This window comes from Mesotoga sp. HF07.pep.5.2.highcov, from assembly GCF_003666285.1.
Lineage (GTDB): Bacteria > Thermotogota > Thermotogae > Petrotogales > Kosmotogaceae > Mesotoga > Mesotoga prima.
The window spans coordinates 1-1,800 of the sequence record NZ_JFHJ01000036.1 but is presented as its reverse complement, the minus strand read 5'-3'; the positions used below and the strand labels follow the sequence as shown (position 1 = coordinate 1,800).

Sequence of the window (1,800 nt, the reverse complement as noted above, 5' to 3'; positions counted from 1 at the left end):
ACCGGTCCGATCCACTCGAAGTTTTCCTTTCTCTGCTCGGTCTGGTCCATGCTGAACAGGAAGACATTGGGCAGATTCGAGGCCAGTTCATAACCGACGGACCATGAAACGATAAGGATCTCGGCAGACATGTCGTTTCTGCGTAGGATCTCCTTCACCATTTCGGTCACGAAGCCCGTCGGTTCTCCGTCTTCACCCCTGGAGGTTACCGGCGGGTACTCCTCGGTCAGGAAGGTGTAGATGCCGGGAACGGGCTGGTCGGGAAACCATTCGCTGTAGAGCTCGGAGAAGGAGCCGGAGCTCTTGAGGCCGTCGAGGGCCTTCTGGAATGCGTCTACGATTTCAGTCGGGACGTCCTTCGAGAAACCGAGGTATGTCATGTCCAGGTCGATCACGACTGTCGACACGGGACTATAAGAGGCTTTTTCCCTTTTGAGAAGTTCCTGGAGAACTGCCGAGTTGAAGGGCGCGAGGTCGATCTCTCCTTCAAAAAGGGCCTCGAGCAACGACTCTTCGTCTTCAAAAACGATAAGGTTGTCGAATCCCTGCTCCTCTAACAGGTTATGGGAATAGTATTCGCTTACCACACCTACGAAATTTGCGTTTCTGGCGTCCTCGAGTGATTTGAATTCACTCGAAAGTTCCTCGGTCGTGTAGAGGTAAGTGTTCGTTATGGCAACGGGACCCGCCCACTGATAAAGAGCTTTCCTCTGTGTCGTGAAGACAAGAGAGGGAATGCAGTATCTCCCTTCGCCCTGTAACATCTCGAGGGCTTCGTCGAATTTGACGGGCTTCATCTCGACATCTATGCCAGTTTCACTTTCAAGCGATCCGACCAGATCGACGAGGAAGCCCTTCAGATGGCCTTCCTCAAGGTAGCTAAAGGGATCGTAATCGGGATTCACGAGGAAGGTAATTGGCTGAGCCAGCGCAATTGATGAGAGAAAAAGGAAAAGAATAATGGAGAAAACGACTTTTTTGGGAACAGAAGATCTCATTCTTACACCTCCAGTTGAGTCTGTCAATGATTCCTATTCTAGACGATAGTCTTCGTTTCGCAAACAGTAATCGATACCTTCAGAAGGTAATGAAGAGTCGTCTACTCACTCGAAAGGTCTTGTGAAAAAACCTTATTCGTGAGGTTTGACAGAGGCTCTTTCGTGACTTGTGAAAGCAGATTTTGTAGTGATATAATATATATGCAATAAACATATATAAAGAAATAGGAGGTGTTTTAATTGCCTTGGGTACGTGAAGATCTATGCACCGGCTGCACTCTTTGTTTGAAGTCCTGCCCTGTGGATGGAGCTATAGTGATGCAGGGAGGCAAGGCACACATAAACAACAGTCTTTGCACCAGGTGCGGGGACTGTTTCAGCGCATGCCCCGTGAACGCCATAAGGCCTAACTCCGAGAATTCTTCTCTTCGAGCGGGTGGGGGAGGATACGGCATAGGACGTGGAGCCGGCATCGGCCGAGGAAGAGGACTTGGACGAGGTATGGGAGGAGGAAGACGGGGAGGTCGCTGAGACAATGAACGGAAGGAAGTGCTTTTTTTGAGTCATGTATATGGGGTTGTCCCTTCAAGAAGGCTAGGAAGATCTCTGGGGGTTTGCACTATACCTTTCAAGACGTGCAATTACGCTTGTGTCTACTGCCAGCTGGGAAGAACGACGAATATGACAAACACGAGACAGACCTTCTACCCGCCTGAGGAGATTCTCTCAGAAGCCAGGAGGTTTATCGAGGCGCACGGTGAAGAGTCGTTCGACGTTGTGACGGTTGTCGGAGAGGGCGAGC

General features: G+C 50.2%; 2 protein-coding genes and 1 pseudogene. 2 read left to right on the top strand and 1 reads right to left on the bottom strand.

Translation table 11 applies throughout. From position 1 onward, the window contains the following. A partial coding sequence (locus BG32_RS00745; RefSeq protein WP_147434769.1) for a transporter substrate-binding domain-containing protein occupies positions 1–998 on the bottom strand: 998 nt, incomplete at its 3' end. Positions 999–1,238: 240 nt separating this feature from the next. On the opposite strand from BG32_RS00745, the gene BG32_RS00740 reads away from it, so the two are divergent. Together BG32_RS00740 and BG32_RS00735 are read left to right on the top strand one after the other, a co-directional pair. Beyond that, on the top strand, positions 1,239–1,529 hold the full coding sequence (locus BG32_RS00740) for a DUF362 domain-containing protein (protein ID WP_014731833.1): 291 nt from the start codon (positions 1,239–1,241) through the stop codon (positions 1,527–1,529). A 27-nt stretch (positions 1,530–1,556) separates the two neighbouring features. Next, positions 1,557–1,800: pseudogene (locus BG32_RS00735) on the top strand (radical SAM protein); the annotation flags it as partial.